We start from the raw sequence: 19,578 nt of genomic DNA, 5'->3' as shown, positions 1-19,578 counted from the left end.
ACAAGTTGCTAAAATATAAAAAAAGAGTGAACATTCAACATTTTCTAATCCTCTCGTCTACCGGCAATAATGCGCCAATACTTTTGCATCAACTCCCTAAAATGATCAAACTCCTCCTTAAAGGAAAGACCAATTCCCTGGGTGGTTGGAGATGTTTCATAAAGTAAATCTTCATTTGAACGGGTATAGGCTTTGGCACGGATGGTACCGGTTCTGTTGAGCTTGACATCCACATCAAAATCACCGATCATTTTACTGGTGTTGGTTTGATATTTACCGTACCCCACGTTTCCATTGATGCTGACCCTATTGTTAAACACCTGGGTAGAAAGCGCCAACTCAAACTCCTCGCTGGTAATGTTATCGCCGGGACGGTAGGCTACGCCCACATCAAAATCGCTGCTGATGGTTGAAAACCATCGGCTTATTTGTGAAGATAACATCTCCGTGGTGGTTAAAAGGGCTGTGTTTTCATGTCTCATGGTGTTTGCACCTGCACCTCCCATTCGCATGTACTCAGGGGTGTAAAATCTTCCTAATACCAAAAGCGAAAGAACCTGCCGGTTCATCTCCTCTTCGGAGGAGATGTAATCCAGAATAAGTGATTCACGAGTTTCGTCCAATGTCGGCATTTCCAGTCCAAAACGGATAACAGGCTGCTGTAACATATCCGTTAGGTGCAGATTACAATGTATCTGAACTCTGCGTTGCAGATCTGAAGCACCGTTGGCTCCGGAACCAACGGATGTTGGCTCAAATAGATCACTTAATGAAGCACGCAATCGATAAACAGCTGTTATATCAATATCGGCATTATAGGGATCACCCTGCCATTTAAGAGTACCGCCCTGATTGATGACAAACCTTTTGTTGATGAGATTCTGAAGTGAAAACAGATAATTTCCTTCCTGTATGGTGTAATCACCATAGAAACGAATCAGCCCCTGACGGTTAATTCGTATTTGTATATTTCCGGCTCCGGAACTTTGAAGAATATCCCCTATTCGCTCATCAAAAATAATCTGAACCTGAGCATCCGGGGTAATTTCAATATCCATTTCAAGATTTACACCCGAAAGATCAACCGTGTACTCCTGAGGTTCAATGGTGGGTAAACCTGGGACATAATCAGCAGAACCTACAAAACGGATAAAATTGGACTCGGAAGCTTCCGTTGCCGACTGAATTGGGATAAAGAACCTTGTATTAGGACGCGTACGTCCATTTATTGTCAGATTTACATTTTCGCTTGTTCCGGTAACCAAAAATGTTCCGGTTCCAAACACCCTTCCGTAGTAATATTCATTGTGCACTGAATTGGTGTTCATTACAAGCATATTATTGGCATCCAGACGCAGATTGTAAATCATATCGGAAAATGCGCCATTATGAAATATTGATCCGTGAAAACGACCTTCTCTGTGATGACGGTCGCTTAGTTTCATGCTCCGAAACCTGATTTCATTTTTATAAAAATGTACAGAATCTGAAAGAGCATAGGAGGTGTTTAAAAAATCAACATCAAAATGGCCATTGTTAAGATTTACCTTTCCTGTGAGACTGGGATTCATTACATCTCCCTTCAAAAACATTTGTCCTGAAGCAGTACCCGTTATGTTTTGAATGACATTCTCTAAAAACGGGTTTAGAAAAGCGATATTCAGACTGTCGAGACCAAACTGAAAATCCAGGTGTTGCTGCTGGGGATGAAACAAACCAAATCCCTGCAACATTCTTTTGTCATCTTTTTCGATGGATGCATTTACTGCAAGAGCCTCCAGTTCGTTATTCCAGACACTTCGTAAACGCAAATCTCCAAAACCCACATCATTAAACTCAAAATTCAGAACATTAACATTGCCTGACAACAATGGTTCCCGAAAATAGTCACGAAGTACCATTTCTCCATCTATAATTCCGGCAAAAGAGATGTCACTCTCCTGTGTGCCTGTAAGGAATCTTGACAGATCAAGACGATTGAATACCAGGTTCAAGCCATCTTCGGCCTCCTGGTGCAAAAATCCATTTAAATGCACAAACTGTCCGTCGTTCTCAATGCGGAAACCTCGTACGCTAAATCCTTTGGGATATACTGAAACAATGGTTTCATGTATATTCCAAAGAGTATCGGCCATAATGACTGATGAGGGATGAAGAATAATACTTGTAAACCGTTCTCCTTCAGAATCTCTTCTGAAAGAAGAGGTTGAATATAGTGCTCCGCTATAGGTGACCTCGTCCCAATTGTTCCAAAACAAATTGGTTTGAAGCGTATCCTTTCCTGCCTTTTGATGAATGGATATATTACTGAAATCAACAAACTTACCAACGCCTGCACGATCAGCACGTGCAGTCATGGTTAAATCCTGATCGCCATTCGAATGAGCCTGTATCTCCAAATTCTCTGAACGGAAATTTTTATAATTGACATAATCAAAAGTGGCATCCAACTCCATTTCCGATCTGGCCGGAGCAAATTTCCCATTGATGAATCCCATGTCGGATATTTGCAGTTCTGGGTAAATAAGAGTAAGTAAATCGCTCATATCCAAAACTTCAATATGAAATTCAAAGTCGTTTGGGTTAACAGCATTTTCAACGGAAGCGGAAACCAGTGCCGGTAGAAAAAGCCCGAGATACGCATTGATGGTTTTTCGGAAATTTACAAATGAGTAATTCCCTGCCAATTCCCCGTTTGCAAACGGGGAATTAAGAACCAGTCGTTTTTTGCCATTCTCCCGGCTGGCACGCAAACTAACAGAGTCAAAATCCAAGGACAATTCTGAAGAAGTCAGCAAACCCTCAGTTAAGATAATTTCTCCAACCAAATCATCCAGATTATCACCTTCAAAATTGGTGTTCATCTGCAATGAAAGGACAAAATCAGCTTCTTCAGACATCAACAATAATCTGTCCAGGCGAGCGTTGCGAATAGCTGCGTTAAAATCAAAATAAGGCACAGCGCCCGACATATCAACCTTACCCATAAAATCCAATGAGCCATTTACATCATCAACATCTATTCGTCCGTCGAACATCTGATGGGTTAGCAAACCCTGTACACTGATGTTGTTATAAAGGTATTTTCTGAACTCCATTTCAGAGATGCTTCCATCCATCAGCAAACGGTAATCGGTTTCAGATTTTCTCTCACCATCTATGGCCATGTTAAGGGCAATCCTTCCCATCTCATCCTCCATACTCAAAAGTCTCCCCAGATCAAAGTCGGAGGTTCGTAAATCTCCTGAAAACACAAAGTGGTTATCCGGCATAATTTTCAGCCCAACATCAGTACTAACAGTTCCTAAAGGGCTGTTAAAGGTGCCATACGCAACCATATCGTTTATAAATCCTGTAATATTACCTCTGTATTGTATGGTTTGAAACTCGTTAAGAAATGCAGGGATCTGAGGTGCTTCCCCGGGTATTAATAACTCCAGATCGGTCACATTGGTCTGAAACGACTCAATGTTCATATACACAAATGCGTTGTAAAAATCGGATAAACCATCCACATCAAAACTGGTAACCAATTGAGTGTTTCGACCAAAACCTGCCGAAAACTGTCTGCCCTTTAAATTATTCAGACTGCCATAAACCAATCCGTTTATGAGTATTGGGGTTTCAATGGCCGGAAATTCATTCTGGTACAACCTGATATCGTGGGGCGAAACAATAAGTTCATTGATCATTGCACGAAATTCCACATCAAAAATATTACCGGCACCAAAATTTATATACACCTGATTTAGGGAGCAAAACGAGTGGTCTGTTTTAATCAGCATTTCGTCAATATTCAGACGATTATCACCCAAAGCGCCTGCTAGACCAAAATCGGTAACCGACAATCCTGTTTTTTTACGAAAACGACCGTTGTAGAGATTAAATCCCAGAGTATCTGACCGGTTAAAATCAAAAGCCAATGTGAGGTTGATCTCCGAGACATCCATTGATTCCCTGGGCGGATTCATTTGGAGCAATTGAGAGTGTTGCAATTTCATTTGGCCATTCACCAATCGAAGCCCCTGAATACTGTAATCCCATATTACGGAATCGGGTCTGTATTTTTGAAGCGAATCCAATAAAAATGCAAAGTTCAATTCATGGCTTTCAAGTTCCCTGATATTCATCTGCGGGTTTTGAACCCGCACATTGCCAAACCCAAGATGTTTTTGTCTGATAGAAAACCGATCGATGCCCGTTTTTAAGTTTCTGGCGTAAAAAAGCGTATCGTTTTGTTGATCGAGCAATAAAAAACCGGAAAGCGTGATTCCGGAAAAAGGAGAAATATGAACCCGGTCGATGCCGATGGTGGTATTTAAATCAGAGGATAATCTTGCTGTAACCAGTCTTACCAGACTGGTTTGCACTCCCGGAATCATCAAAATGGTGGATATGATCAATGGAAATCCCACCAGAACAATGAGTGCTGATAATAATATTTTGTGTATTTTTTTAATACTTTTGCCCTTTATATTTTGATGTCGTAGAACGACAGATTTTAAGTTTGTATGAAGGTTTGGTTTAGAGATATAGAATTATAGAGCTCAGACAAAAAGATTAGAAACAGCATAATTTACCTCAGTTAGTTAAACAATCAACTGTAAAAAAAGAACTCACTAAAACAATCTAAATTTCTAAAATCTACTATTCTATTTATCTATTTTTTTACAAAAATATAGAACTTAAATCGAACAGCAGCCAGATTAAGGCTTTAAAATATTTTTTTTGTTATGTCAACCATCATTCTCGGAATTGAATCCTCATGTGATGACACCTCTGCATCTATCATCAAAAATGATACCATACTATCTAACGTAATAGCCGGACAGTCGGTTCACGAGGAGTATGGCGGTGTGGTTCCCGAACTTGCATCCAGAGCTCATCAACAAAACATAATACCTGTTGTGTTTAAGGCATTGAAAGATGCCGGCATCACAGCTGAGGATGTAAATGCCCTGGCATTTACGCGTGGTCCCGGACTGCTGGGATCTTTATTGGTGGGGACTTCCTTTGCTAAAGGATTTGCTCTGGCTCGTAACATTCCACTCATTGAGATCGATCACTTACAAGCGCATGTGTTGGCTCACTTTATTCAGGAACCGGACAGCAGAAAAAAAACGCCCGAATTCCCTTTTCTATCTCTTTTGGTTTCGGGAGGCAACAGCCAAATTATTTTGGTACGCAATCATCTGGATATGGAAATCATTGGCCAAACCATTGACGATGCTGCCGGTGAGGCTTTTGATAAATGCGCCAAAACCATAGGATTACCCTACCCGGGAGGACCACTCATCGATAAATATGCACAGCAAGGAGACGCCAATGCTTTTACCTTTAACAAACCTAAAATTCCGGGACTTAATTACAGCTTTTCGGGCTTAAAAACCTCTTTCCTCTATTTTTTGCGCGACCAACTGAAAGAGAACCCCAAATTCATTGATGAAAATATCCCCAGCTTGTGCGCATCTCTACAAAAAACAATTGTGGAAGTGCTCATGGGAAAACTGATAAGAGCCGCTAAAGAGACCGGCATAAAAGAGATTGCACTTGCTGGCGGTGTTTCAGCCAACAGCGGACTAAGAACAGCCATAGAAATGGAAGCCCTAAAACGAGGATGGCAAACCTACATTCCCAAACTGTCTTACAGTACCGATAATGCTGCCATGATTGCCATAACAGGGTATTATAAGTATTTGAAAGGGGAGTTTGCAGGGCAGGATGCGGTGCCGTATGCGAGGAATAGATAAAACGGGAGACAGGAGACGGGAGAACGGAAACAGGAAAACGGAAAACGGAAAACGGGTTTAGGGTTGGAAGGTGACAGGGTAAAATGGAAACAGGAAACCGGAGAACGGAGAACGGAGTCTCGCAAGACGGAATAAACCATATTAACCACATAAGACACATAAGGTTTTAACCACAATGGCACAAAGAAGGCACAATGTTCACTAAGAAACCCGTAGTGTACGTTGTGTAAATCTTTGTGTACTTTGTGGTTGTAAACCATAAACTCAAAACTTCCCCCTATAAACCTTGTCACCTTCCAACCTTAAACATAGAACATCGAACCTTAAACTCAAAACCTCGAACATAGAACCTCGAACATTAAACATAGAACTTCGAACCTCAAACTAAAATCTGCTTAACCAAAAAATCAAGTTGTTTCATAAAAAAAAACCACACTTTCGTCAAATTACGTTAAACCACAGAAGAATCAAGCATTACAATTCCGCATTTTTTTTCATCTTTGCATGTTGCAACTTTTAAAATAATGACATGTCACTGAATATGGGTGCTGTTTTTCGGTTAAAAAGTGATAACTTTGTGACCCGAAAAGTTGGGGATGAGATGGTTCTGGTTCCTTTGGTGAAAAGTGTGGCAGACATGACACGAGTGATTACTCTGAACGAAACGGGAGCCGCCATTCTGGAATTACTGGACGGGGAAATGACACTCAACCAGGTGTCCACGAAACTTTTTGAATCTTTCGACGTAGAAATGAGTGTATTACAAGGAGATTTGGAAAAATTCATTTCCGAAGCCATTGAAAAAGAGATTATTGAAGAAGTTGTTTAGAGAACAGATATTAGATTTATAGATATTAGATTATTTGACTTTAAGATTATTAGATATTGAGCACAGCGAAATCCCGCAATGAGGGATAAGATATTTGAACCGATAGAAAGAAAAAGAACAAAAATGCCGAACCATTGGGAGAGATGTCTCTAATTATCGTCACTAACTATTGCATCTGTCTCTAATCTGTATTTTTTTGAAACTAATTTAAATAGTTACTTAGATAATCAGATAGAAGCACAATACTCAAAGAAAACATTGTACATTGGAACAACCGGTATCATTACGTAAAGCAGCGAGTTACCGGAACAGGAAACAAACATTAACGGGTGAATAGAACAAACCTAAATATAACTAAAAGACCTTATCATAAGCCGGCCATTGAGGAGGTGGTGATTGATATGTCCATCTCTCTGAACTCACCAACTGATGGGGAAGACGAGTTTGACCCTTTGTCTACAAGCGATCTTGACGAAAGCTCGAAAAGCCAACCTGACTATGGCTCCCATCAATACCGAGAAGCTTCAAACCCTTTTGGAGGAGATAGGCCTCAATATTAGAAAAACTTAAATCAATTTATGGATTTGTTTTTAGGTCCTGTTAAACTCACCGTACTCAACAAAAGCAACCAACTGGTTTTTAAACTACTGCCCTCTTCGGGCTATACAAAACCAATTATACAAAGCAGCGCTCATTATAAATGCCATTACCATACAACCAATAATTTACCCCCGGTAAATTCATACCAAAAAAAACTCACAGGCGAATCAACCGATAAAGAGATGATGCCATATAACTGGCACATACTATATGGCAACGGAGAGATCGTAATTAATGTTGATTATTTAAAGCAAAATGAGGCAATAGAGGAGTTGGTGGCATTTGTCAATAATGACAAAAAAGAGATAAACATTTGGATAAAGCCGACAACTCAAGAGGCATTAATCATTGACCCCTTATTTCAGCCTTTAGGCTCCTTACTGATGGTTTATCTGGCATACTATACAGGCGGTTTTTTAATACATGCCTCGGGTGTTACGCTGAATCATCATAGCTTTCTATTTACAGCGGTTTCAGGTACTGGCAAATCAACCATGGCCGGATTATGGAAAAAAGCCGGCGCCGATGTAATTAATGACGACAGACTTTGGCTACATAAAGTCAATGGCATTTGGCATATGTTTAATACGCCTATGGTGTTCTATGCTCAAACACCGAAGAAATCAAAAATAGATGGAATCTTTTTGTTAAAACAATCAAAAACAAACGAGCTACACCAATTAACAGGATTAAATGCTTCCATGAGGGTTATGGCCAACTGCATTCAACATTTTTTTAACCAAGAAATGACCCAAGAGCATCTGGACAGGGTTTTAGACTTTACAACCAACACCCCAATTTACGATTGCGGATTTAAACCAGATGGGGAGATTGTGGAGGAAATTAGGGGGTTGATGGTTTGAGGGGTTATGGTTGGATGGTTACAGGGGGGACACGGAGACAGGAAACCGGAAACCGCAGACCGATAAACGGAGACCGGAAATTGAATGCAATGAAATTGCGATAGGTTTTTAGGTTAAGGGGTCGATAGGTTATTAGGTCGATAGGCTGATGAAAATCAGAGACCGGAGGATGTCAATTGCAGGGTACTTTTGGAACGATAGGTAACGCCGCCGTAGGTGGCAGTTAAACCACATAAGGCACATAAGTTTTTTAAACACAATGGGCGCTAAGAAACCATTGTGTGCGTTGTGTAACCCATAGTGAACTTTGTTATAAGGCATATAAGATAGGGTTAACAGCCTTACAGACTGAACCATAAACCATAAACTCCAAACTTTTCAACTTTACCCTTTTGCCTAATGATCCATCAACCTTGCCACCTTTCAACCTTCAAACCATTAAAACAATAGAGGCCCCCACAAACTGTGAAGCCTCTATTGTTTTAACTCTTAAATTATTCTCTGCGTCTTTGCGCCTCTGCGTTTAATTCCGAACTCCTACTACCCGTTCACTCTTCACCACATCCCCGGCAGTTACACGCACGATGAATATGGCACTGGTGCGTGGAAGCACAACCAGAGTACGACTGCTTTGCGCCTTTGTTTCGCTTACTTTCTGACCTTCTATGGTGAACACCTCAATGTTGGCATCGCCCATTTGAAGCAATTGCGAATCGATGCTCACCAAGGCTTTTCCGGCAACGCCGTTAATACGAATACCTGCAGCGGCACTTGGATCTTCCATCTCCGGTTCCAGATCGGTGGAGACCATGTAGAAGTGAAGCACGAACCGATCATCCCTCTCACCTGATTCACTAACCGTGTAAACATACTCGCCTCCGACAGTAACATGTATAAATGCTCCTGTATCGCGATCCTCCAGGTAAACGGAATGCATTCCATAGTAATAACTCATATCGAACGTGAGCGTTACATCACCTGAAACCCGATTACGAACAATCAGCGGGATGGTTCGAGTTGGTTGGTTCAGCTCAGGTAATCCGTTAATAGCCAACTCAATTTCACCTACTCTGGTAAATATTTCAGGCACACGATCATCGCTGTTACGATATTTTTCAGAGTCGCCCTCATCTATATCTTCAGTTGCATTACGAGTAAAATAGATCACTGCGCCATCACGAGAGAGTCCGTTATCGGCCGTGATACGAACAACATCCCCATAGGAACTTTCACTGCTTTTAAGATGTGAATCGGCTACACCATGAGAACGAGCAGCGTTATCTAAGGTAATGGTGCGATTGGCTCCCAACGGACGAACATAAACCGACTGCATAGGTGCAATTAGACCCATCTCCTCTTCGTTGTAACTCTCTTCAGTAGGATAAAGAGCCACTCGGGCTCCGGAAACAGCTGAACGGTTGTAGGTCACAAATGTCATCGCCTCTCCAATCAATGCCCTGTACCAAATGGTTGGCTCAAAATGCTCACGGCTCCAGCCAGTATTGCTTTGCCAATTAATAAAACTCGGGAATGGATTGGCCATCAACTGATAACGATTTTCTATAAAGGTTCTATTTATTTCGCCCGTGTTAAGAACCCCGGTATAAGACAGCTCCATAAAGTTATCCTCCTCGTTGGTTTTATGGTAGTGCACAGCAACTCCTTCCATATCTCGCATTGCGGTTCCATGGTGTTGCGTGAAAGTAGAATACCAACGATCGCGATAAACATTGACCAAGGTTCCTGAGCCCTGTGCTCCGGGATTGAAATTGCCAAAGGTGGCATTCTGAATGGAACTGCCCAAATAGAACCACTGCTCCTTAGGAATGGTAAGTTTCACATTGGTTTCACCGGTAATACTTCCATGAGTTATCAATGAGGACATACCTCCAGAACCAGTTTGATTCTCTAATATCAAACCACCAGGCTCGTCAATGGTTAAATTGCCATTGATGGTCGTGCTGGATCCTGGAGACAAAATAACGTTAGCAGATGGTTCAATCCTGATATTGCCTATTTCTGTTTCGCTATGCAAAATCATTGGGTGCACAGATTTGGACGAAACCAACAGATCATTGGTAACAGGTACAATTCCATTACACCAGTTGGCCGGGTTATTCCAGTCGCTGTTTGTGACACCGGTCCAGACACCGTCTGCATTTGAGGTCGTCATGGAGATTACCGGGCTTACTCCGGGACATCCAACTCCATTTAAAACACTCACATAAACCTGAGAACCATTTGAAAGTTCATTGGTTGCAAACACATTATTTGAACCACTTTGCATTTCAAAATCATCTATATAAAAAGCATAATGATCAAATGAAGCATTGGCTGTAAATATGACTTCTGTACCAACGCAGAATTGATTATCTACCGCATCGCTTGCCAATGACACAACTAAAGGAGCTGATACAGAAATTGAAGGAACCGGAATTTCCAGTTCACACGCTAGGTTAAATGCAACCACCACCAAGTTGTATGATTGATCGTTATACAAATTACCCGTTGGCAATAATAAATCACCACCTATACCACCTTCTGATGGTCCCATGTATGCTCCATTTGCAAGATTCCTGAGGCGATAGGAAACATTCAACTCAGAAGATTCCACCCTAACATAAGTACCACCTCCATCACAAACTTCTGTGTCTGTTACAGATATATCGCGAGCATTCACCGCAGGGCTTATAACTAAATCAAACGAGGTCTCACCTTGTACACTTGTTGTTCCAATTCTCTCCTCCACACTAACACTTCCATTACCGGGAGTGTCCCACAACACAGTTATTGAGTTCCCCCCGGATGCAACATTTCTCCATGTTGTGGCATTTGACGTTTGAATGGTGCCTCCTTCAACAGTCCAACGGTATTGATTCCCTGATATGGCTGCTGTGGTATAAGTTACAGTAGCTCCCTGACAAATATTAGGTTCCTTAGGATCAATGTCTGGTACAGGAATATTCGTCACTTGAATCTCAAACAATGTAGAAACCTGACAACCGGATCCGTCAGTGGTTTCCGTTACCTGTAGCTGATAAGTTCCGTTACTACTTCCAAAATTCACATTGGTTGAAGCTGCATTAGGTGATTCAATTGATCCAGCTGCTGCCCCAACCCAACTCCAGACATAAGTATTGGTTCCATTTTGTGGAGTAGAATAGCTGCGGGTTTCATTCTGCCCAACCATGGCAGCTCCTGAAATTACCGGTACAAATGTCTCCTGAACAGTTAAATCAACCGAACCAGCGTTGGCAATACCTGCAGCAGATTGGTCTGAGACAGAAACCAAAGACACAGAATAGTTACCGGCACCTGCCAAATCATCCCCGGTTAATTGAATCATATAATTAGAAGAGGTAATACCTGTTTGCGTAAAATTATGAGTTCCTGAACCATTCACACGATAAGTTAATGTCCATGGTGCAACCCCCGTTAAAGCAACAGGAATAGAAGCCACTTCCCCGTTATTACATATTTCAACTGAAGTAAAGTCAGTGATGGTGGCTGTTACCCCACTCAATCCAAGTGTAAATATATAATCATTGGTGGAAACACGATTGGTAGTAGAAACCGTTTTACCTGATGCGCTAACAGTTTGTCCTCGTTCGCTCCACTTGGCCTCTGCGTTATTGTATTGCACAACCCTCAGTCGGTTTCTCAATGAAGCATCTGATGTAACACCCGGATAAGAGATGTCATCCCATCGCAATTGAACATTCGCCGAAGCACCTGTTGGACGCGTTACAACCCAATGTTCGTTATTACTCACCGATGTAATTGGGGTGTTGAGGTTCTCCTCATCACGTGGTAACGGATTACTATTGATGTATCTCACCGTCCAGTCGGCAGGAGAAGCCCCACCCTGGGTATTCATCACGGCCATAAGGCCGTGGCGGCCATCATTTCCTACATGGAACGTAAAAGAGTGACCCGACAAAATACGTTTAGTAAGTGGCCCATCAACATAAGAATTACTATTCCCACCTGATACGGCATTCGATGCCGTATTGGTGATGTGAACCACATTATTGTCATAGCTGTGAATAACACCACGTGTTAAGTTCAATCTATTTGAGACAACCAACGAAGCACCGTCTGAACTCTCCATCAAATCAAGAATACCTGTGGTATTCTTGGTTAAATTATAGAAGTTCTCGTTAACACGCACGTTAAAGCTTTGTGTACGATTACCATCGAACACAACGGTACCGCGCCCGGCAATGAATCCTCCTTCGGAAGTGTTTTCATTAATCCAGTCGCCACCCACGTAGATGGTTCGATTATGATTGGAATTATTTAATACCGCTCCATTACGAATAGTCAGATTACCATTAATCTTCATATCCTCAGCACTGATATTCTTAACACCGGAGCCGGAGAGCACCACATTTTGATAAGGCTTATAAACGTTACCCGGTTTTAGCGGAAGGTTGGCAGTGTTATCTCCCTTAAACTCGATGGTAGTTGATGAATTCTCAAAGAAATCATCAAATCGCCCACCGGGAAGAACAAATATCCCTTCTGATGTTGAATTAAGAGCCAGGGTTCCATCACCAAAAATATGACCTAAGTTGTGATAAAGCGTAGTTCCTGCATCTAAGGTTCCATCAATCTCTACTGAATATGAATATGCATTATCTGCATCCAATGTCACCACATGGCCAGAGCTTATGATAACCGGATTTCCATCAGGCGTTAAACCACTAGCAGTGCCACCCGGAGTTTCTGACCAAGTATTGACATCGTTCCAGTTACCTGATTGACGGCTGTACAAAATGGGTTTGGTGACAAAATTAGGAGAATACCCGGCAGTATATTCACCGGTAATGTAATCGCCGGTAAATGCAATGGTGTTGGCAGACGCGTCCACCACGTCACCTAAATTATACCATGTATAATTTTCATAGTCATATCGCCCACCCACATACTGGGATTCGTCAGCCCTTACATCATCCTGATTATAATGGTATCTGTGACTCACCGACAATCCTCCAAAGCCTTCTGCCCTCACACTCCAGTAGTAAGCCAGTTCATTGGCGTCAGGGTCATTTACAGCAGCGTGCTTTTCATTCACAGTCCTGATGGTAATTGCTCCCGGAGCATTATTCGCCAACAGGGTATAAGCTGCCGGGGTATATTTTCCATGCACACCAATTGGGAACAGAAACTCTGAGGAGGCAACTGCGGCAAACAGCTTGCGAACACCCTGGTCGGAAAGAACTCCGTTGAGCATCACCATGCGGCGATTGTCAGGCGTTCCTCCAATTGAAGCACTCTCGCCAAAGGTGAGAAGATAATCATTGATATAGAGTGAACCGGCGGTAAAAGTCAACAATCCATTAATACGAATGTTGTTTACCACATTGACTCCATTGTTGTTGTTCATTAACACATTCCCGAACACAGCATTGTTGCCCGAGATGGTTTGAGCCTGAGCACCTTCAAAAGAAATTCCACCAGATAAAGAACCACTAACATGGTTTGCAACATTATGGACATTTCGTGATACTGCAACAATATTGCCTCCATCGTTAAACTCACCCGAAAAGAGAGATAAATTATTGTTTACATATATTGCTGAATTTGAAGCCAAGGATAAATTGGTAGAACGCACTTCAAGGTTGGCAAAATTGGTAACATTGGTTCCAATGCCTTGTATTAATTGATTGTCTGTACCATTGAAGCGTGTGATTTGAGTGTTTGACCCCGGTCTGAAACCTCCTTCGTTTAAGCCGCGAGAGGACGAAATATTATGATTAACCAGATGACCTGCAAATTCCACATCCAGACCATTGGCCATAAATACAGAATTACCTGCAATAGTCAACTCATTCTTAATAGTCAATGGCAACACTGCCAATGAAGCCGTCTGCCCTGTATTGGCTCCAACCGTCATATTCCACAACGGAGCTGAAGATTGAACAGCAAAGCTGTAACCAGCTGCATTACCAGTGGCTCCAAGCTGAATGAGGCCTCCTTTTACATCATGCGCTTCCGGACGAAGATATAAATCTCCAAAAGTAGTTGCAGCCGCAGATGGACGCATCAGTGTAAGTGTACCTCCAGATGTATTGAACAAACTTCCTGAATTGGCAATTTCCAGCAATCCGCGTGACGCCATACGGTTGCGCCCTGCAACTATAACCTCACCTCCTGTTTGAATGTAATTGAGCGAACCACTGGTGGTTGTAGCCGGACGACGAATCTGCCCATTTACATACAATGTACCACCTGAGACATAGACCTCAGGCCTACCGGCAGCAGCATATTCAATGCTGTTATTTTGGTTTTGCGTTGACTGGCCAATCTCCATCAATCCACCCAATACCTCTAATCTACCTGCCAACAATAAATTGGCATTGTTGTTACCATAAGCCACCCGCACCGTTCCGGCATTAACCGAAAGTGCAGCAGTTGATGGGATGGAAAAATTGGTAGTTCCATCGGTAACGGTAACCACTAAGCCTTCTCTATCAACACGGAATGTTCCATTCAGCAAAGTAAGGAATGGGTTAGAAACAGCTGTAGTAATATTCGATTCTAATGTAAGAACAGGGGTGGCATCCGAACCTTTATCAACAAACAAACTGTGAAAGTTGAATGTGGCACCGGAACCTTCAATAGAAGCGTTTTGTTCGCCTCTGAAATAGGTCACCGTATTGCGTGTACCATTAACCATGTTAAAAGTACCGTTATTAATAAGGCTACCATATATCTCCAAGGTGTTGGTGACAACTGTTCCATTGTTTCTAACTGTAAATGAGGCTCCTGAGTGAATATTCAAATCTCCATAAACAATAATACCTGTTGCTCTGTCATTTCTATACACCAGAGTTCCTGCTTCAATAACCAAATTACCATTTACAGTATAAGTCCTGGCATTGGTCTGATTAGTTCTTGTTTGATTAGCTCCTTTGATCTCTAAATTCTCATAAACAGTGAAATCGGTATTTGGAAGTATTATGTTTGCTCCTGAAGCATTTATTATCAAATTTCGATAGTTTGTAAGCGGTATTCCTGTCACATCAGAAGAAACAGGAATGGTGTAAGCATTACCTCCGGAAACATAATACTCTACAGTACCACCATTAGCTCCAAGAAACTCACCAAAATCACCTCTCGGGAAATAACTTCGGGCAATTCGCAAAGTTCCACTACCGGTAACAGTCTCTTCCGGTAATGCTGCAAAGTTATGTCCGGTTGTACGTACTAAATCAAGAGTAGCACCATCGGAAATAAACAGCGCACCGGCAGAAGCGTTATTGGCAGTCATGGTAACAGTATGCCCCTCGCCTATAACAACTATTGTGTTGGCAGTGGGTTGAACCGAGGCAGCATCACCGTCGTGACCGGTTGTACTCCATGTATTGTTCTGATTCCAATTTCCACTGGCACGTGAATACAATACCGGAATATCAGCAAAAGCTGCAGGCAGTCCTGCTGTATAATCACCATTGGCATTACTTTCTGCATTAAAGGTGATTACGTTGGTAGCCTGATTAACCAGGTTTACATCGTTGATGGTACGCCAGGCTGTTCCATAATTGTAAACGGCAGGAATATAATTATCTTCATTGCCCTGTACAAAGGCATTGTTATAACTATAGGTATGTACCACCGAGTTAGCCGGAATGCCCTCAAATCCACTGCTATTCGTTTTCCAGTAAGCTGTTAACGCATTGTTTGTTCCCTGAGCCAAATGGTGGCGACCATTAACCGGGCGCGAAGTTACGGTTCCCCATTGCGTTGGTGCTGAACTAAAGCGAATGGTTGCAGGCATGTAATAGAATGTACCACTATTTACAAAACCAAATGGGAAGAGAAACGCATCGGTATTAGAAAACTGCTTTTGAACCCCACCGTTTGACATTAAACCTCCGGTTACAATCATCTTGTTATTGTTAAATGCCTGAGCAGTACCTGTAGCTGCACTATAAATATTAGCATCAGTACCCAATTTTAGCAGATTGTCCCCAATGTTAAAGCGGTGATTGCTTACAAGTCGTAAATCACCATTAACGCCCATTGTGGCATTCATAGTAACGGAGCCTCCGTTTTTATTAACAGAGAGATTATTAAACACACCATTGCCATCGCCCGATAACACCTGTGCTGCATTTCCGGTAAGTTCGATTCTACCGGCACCGGATACTGGTCTAAAATGCGTACCGCTGTTGCTGATATTACCTGCCACGGTGACGGTACGACCGTTATCGCGCAAGGTGGTCTCACTACCTAACGTTAAACTACCCCGTATGGCAAGCGTTGCTGCCCCATTTAAAGTTAAATCGGATTTACCGGCCAACTCAAGGTTGTTGAAACCATTGGTAAGAGTCCCGTTATTGGTAAATGCCTGTGGCCCATTGCCATTAAAAATGGTGGTGTTGGTGCCGGGGGTGTAAATTGTGTTGTTGTTAATAACAAAATTTCCTCCTACTATAACATCTGCATTGGCATTACCTGATGTAAGCACGCCCCTGTTTACTAGTGTAAGGTTGTTCTTAACAACCAAAGGCTGCACAGCAATACCGGGTATGGTGGCATTGTTGGCGTAAGCTCTGGGTTGTGCCGAATTGTTATTGGATGCGGAAATTATATTTAAATCCCAAAGAGGAGCTGTTGAAAGAACAAATGCGTTTCTGTTATTCGGAACTGTTAAATTAATCTCACCTCCTGTAATACTTACATTATCAGGGTTGGCACCAATTAGAAGGCTGAAATTAGTTCCGGAACCACCTGCTATTGTATTAGGTGAAAGAATATTTATAACGCCACCAGAAATATTAACTGTATTATCCGGATAAGGCAATGTCATTGCCGGATAAACATTCATACCACCCAGGTTAGGCAAATCAACCGCCCGAATGGTTAATTCTCCACCCGACATATTAAACGCACCGCGATGGACGCCCTCTTGATATGAAGTACGAACACATTCGGTAGAAACCTCACCACCTTCAATAATAATTGAGGCAGTTGCGCGACTCACGATTCCCTGTTTACTGTTATCGTTTAATACAGAATTACCTGTAACCTTTAATGCTCCATACAACAATAATGTTGTACCATCTCCAGTATTTCCTGCGCCGAAAGTAACATGCGCACCATCCAGCCATAACATGGCATCCTCATCCACCGTATAGGTTGTACCTGTGGCCAATGATGGAATCACTATGTTTTGCCCTAACCTAACAGTACCTGCCTGAAGCCCCAAAGCATGGGGGTTGAAAATATTTGGTGCATTTGTACCAGGGACGATGTCATTTCGACCAAACAATCTAAAATTACCTGATGCTGTTGCATCAATATTAAGGACAAAAGTCTGGTCAACACCTTTTTCAATCTCGATGCGATAAAAGTCACTTTGCCCGGCCAAATATAAATTCTGGTCAGCCATCGGGTTGTTGAATACCACATCGGCACGACCATCGTTGGGCGTGCCTGTGTAATTAGGATTATTCTGATTTGTAAACCGAACTATTCCATAGTTTGAGAAATCGCCATTCACAACAAATCGGTGGTTGGCATTGCCTGTACCTAATTGAATTCGTCCATTGTTATCGACCAAAACATTGCCGTAAATTTGAACAGTTCTTGCTGCGTTATTGTTCCCAATCTGGAAACGACCTCGTGGTATATTCAGATTGCCATTTACAGTTAAATCCCCTGCTAAAGTGACCGTTCGTGCAGTATTGGCAAAATTGAACGTCAGATTGTTATACTCCAGTCGTTGTAAAGTAAAATCACCAGCAGGATTATAATACTCCACCGTACCGCCACCTGCCGATGTAAACAAGCTAAAGTCACCAGTGGGGAAATTATTGGTTTGCAGACGCAAGGTTCCCTCACCGCCCACATCACCAAAATTGTGCCCGGTAGAAGAGCGTAAATCAAGTGTTCCTCCGTTCTGGATTTCTAAGGAAAATACCGTTCTATTGTTGTTCGGTATATATACATCACGACCGTTGAGAATGGTCACATAATCATACTCCCCGGGAACACCAGGATTTACCGACAGTGTTCCGGAAGGATCCTGCGTCCATGTATTGGCTTCATTCCAATTGCCAGATTGATAACTGTAGTAACGGTTTACAACTGGGGCTATGGTAATGTCCTGAGATACAAAAACAGTATTGCCGGGACCGCAAACTCCATTATTATTTCCAAACCAACATGCCCCTTCATTTACTACATCGAATGTAAGGTTATCAGTCCCCAATGCCATTGGAGCTGTAACCGTAAGCTCATAAGTACGTGTTTCACCGGGAGCTAAGTTTCCAGCATCTGTTCGGACAAGATAATCAGAATCTGCATTCCATTTTATCCCTATATTAATATCGGGATCACTGTCTGTCCAAACTGCTTGTCCTGAATTGCGTACGGTAACTGAAACTGTTCTGGTTTCACCTGCCTCCCATACTTCATCGCCAATATCCATTGAAATAAATTCAGCCTGATATGCGGGAACATAAGATATACGAATTAGGCCGGGTGCACCGGAACCGCCGAATCTTGAATCGGGTTGTCCCCAGCCTCCTCTATAAGATGCTCCACTACCACCTCCTCCATAGTTAGATCCAGAATTTCCATTGCTTCGATCAACAACGCTATTTCCTCCCTGACCACCGTAATCATTTTGACCACTGCCTCCAGATTGCCCTGTAGCATCATAACCATTTCCGATACTACCTGCGCCTCCTCCACCTGGACCTGAAAAATCTCTACTTAACCATCCTCCTGTTTGACCACCTGTAGCTCCATTTCCTCCTCTATATCTATACTCTCCTAATGACTCCTCAATAGAGCCACCAAGCGCCCCATTCTGATTATTGTTTGATCCACTGCGCCCCCCAGCTGCTAAGACTATTTCTGCACCAAAAATCGAAGAACCTCCATTAACTCCAGAAGTACCTCCTTGTCCAATTTCAATATCAAAAGAAGTATTAGGCGTAACAATAACAGTACTTCTGGCATAAGCACCGCCGCCACCACCTCCAGCAAATCCATTACTAGTTCGATTCCCCCCACCTCCACCTGCACCCCAGGCTTCCACGGTAATTTCTGTTACACCGGGCGGTACTGTCCAGGTTCCACTGGTAGTAAACTCCTCAACGACTTGCTCCTGCGCAGTAACGACTGCTCCAAAACCAAACAAAAACAACAGAGTAACAACAAAACCTGCTGTTTTGGATACAAAAATTCGGTACATCTGCCCGATGGTAATAGATGAGTGGTAGAATTTATTCATATAGTTTATATAAAAATACAACACGATAAAATCAACAAAATTGAACAATTAGTAAAATCCGTCAAAATTAAGAAATAATTGCTACTTAAGAATATTAACGGATATGTTATTTTGATAAATTCAATTAATAAACAGTAACTTAAAAAGCGTAAACATTACAATATTTTATACGCAGGTAACAAAAAAGAAGTTTTAAACATTGAGTTAAAATGAAGAAATCTTTTGACGAAAGAGTATTTTTTAGTGACAAATGGGATTGACAAAAGGAAAAACAGAGAATTTCAT

The 19,578-nt window shown here is 42.1% G+C and carries 6 protein-coding genes; 4 read left to right on the top strand and 2 right to left on the bottom strand.

What is annotated here, in order from left to right:
• Positions 1–44: 44 nt before the first annotated feature.
• Positions 45–4,415, bottom strand: coding sequence for a translocation/assembly module TamB domain-containing protein (locus EV194_RS11235; protein ID WP_132434140.1), 4,371 nt, complete (start codon positions 4,413–4,415; stop codon positions 45–47).
• 318 nt (positions 4,416–4,733) lie between these two features.
• Here EV194_RS11235 and tsaD point away from each other — a divergent pair, with 318 nt between their 5' ends.
• The 4 genes from tsaD (at position 4,734) to EV194_RS11215 (ending at position 8,042) form a co-directional block, all read left to right on the top strand.
• Positions 4,734–5,750, top strand: coding sequence for a tRNA (adenosine(37)-N6)-threonylcarbamoyltransferase complex transferase subunit TsaD (gene tsaD, locus EV194_RS11230; RefSeq protein ID WP_132434139.1), 1,017 nt, complete (start codon positions 4,734–4,736; stop codon positions 5,748–5,750).
• Positions 5,751–6,279: 529 nt separating this feature from the next.
• Complete coding sequence (locus tag EV194_RS11225) at positions 6,280–6,579, top strand: PqqD family protein (RefSeq protein WP_132434138.1); 300 nt, start codon at positions 6,280–6,282, stop codon at positions 6,577–6,579.
• A gap of 329 nt (positions 6,580–6,908) precedes the next feature.
• Positions 6,909–7,139, top strand: a complete 231-nt coding sequence (locus EV194_RS11220) for a hypothetical protein (RefSeq protein WP_132434137.1) — start codon at positions 6,909–6,911, stop codon at positions 7,137–7,139.
• A gap of 18 nt (positions 7,140–7,157) precedes the next feature.
• Positions 7,158–8,042 (top strand): hypothetical protein, encoded by an 885-nt coding sequence (locus tag EV194_RS11215; RefSeq protein ID WP_132434136.1) that lies wholly within the window; start codon positions 7,158–7,160, stop codon positions 8,040–8,042.
• Positions 8,043–8,565: 523 nt separating this feature from the next.
• Here the strand turns inward: EV194_RS11215 and EV194_RS11210 are convergent.
• The gene (locus tag EV194_RS11210) at positions 8,566–19,293 is read right to left on the bottom strand and encodes a glycine-rich domain-containing protein (RefSeq protein WP_132434135.1); all 10,728 of its coding nucleotides are present in this window, start codon (positions 19,291–19,293) and stop codon (positions 8,566–8,568) included.
• Positions 19,294–19,578: the final 285 nt, after the last annotated feature.

Source organism: Natronoflexus pectinivorans, from assembly GCF_004345615.1.
GTDB lineage: Bacteria > Bacteroidota > Bacteroidia > Bacteroidales > Marinilabiliaceae > Natronoflexus > Natronoflexus pectinivorans.
This window is presented reverse-complemented; position numbering and strand designations above follow the sequence as displayed.

Coding starts and splice junctions, on each gene's coding strand:
- tsaD (WP_132434139.1), top strand. CDS start 4,734: ATGTCAACCATCATTCTCGGAATTGAATCCTCATGTGATGACACCTCT.
- EV194_RS11225 (WP_132434138.1), top strand. CDS start 6,280: ATGTCACTGAATATGGGTGCTGTTTTTCGGTTAAAAAGTGATAACTTT.
- EV194_RS11215 (WP_132434136.1), top strand. CDS start 7,158: ATGGATTTGTTTTTAGGTCCTGTTAAACTCACCGTACTCAACAAAAGC.
- EV194_RS11210 (WP_132434135.1), bottom strand. CDS start 19,293: ATGAATAAATTCTACCACTCATCTATTACCATCGGGCAGATGTACCGA.